Consider the following 336-nt stretch of genomic DNA (forward strand, 5'->3'; position numbering starts at 1 on the left):
TCTGGATTTGTGATCGTCACTGTGTGCGTGCCGTCGCCGTTGTCGACTACTGTCGCCGTTGGTGATTCGCCGTCCGCACCATCTTTGATCACTGTTGTTGTTGTCGTGCCATCTGGATTCGTGATCGTTACTGTGTGTGTACCGTCTCCATTGTCGACTACTGTCGCCGTTGGTGATACGCCATCTTTACCGTCTACTCCGTCAACACCATCTTTGATGACTGTTGTCGTTGTTGTCCCGTCTGGATTTGTGATCGTCACTGTGTGCGTGCCGGCGCCGTTGTCGACTACTGTCGCCGTTGGTGATTCGCCGTCCGCACCATCTTTGATCACTGTT

Annotated in this window: 1 protein-coding gene; it reads right to left on the reverse strand. The window is 53.3% G+C overall.

Annotated features, from left to right (window positions below):
• The coding region (locus ERX37_RS11295) for a collagen-flanked surface repeat-containing protein (protein ID WP_208001698.1) at positions 1-336 on the reverse strand (336 nt) is incomplete at both ends.

Origin of the sequence: Macrococcus hajekii, from assembly GCF_004359505.1 — a bacterium.
Taxonomy (GTDB): Bacteria; Bacillota; Bacilli; order Staphylococcales; family Staphylococcaceae; genus Macrococcus; species Macrococcus hajekii.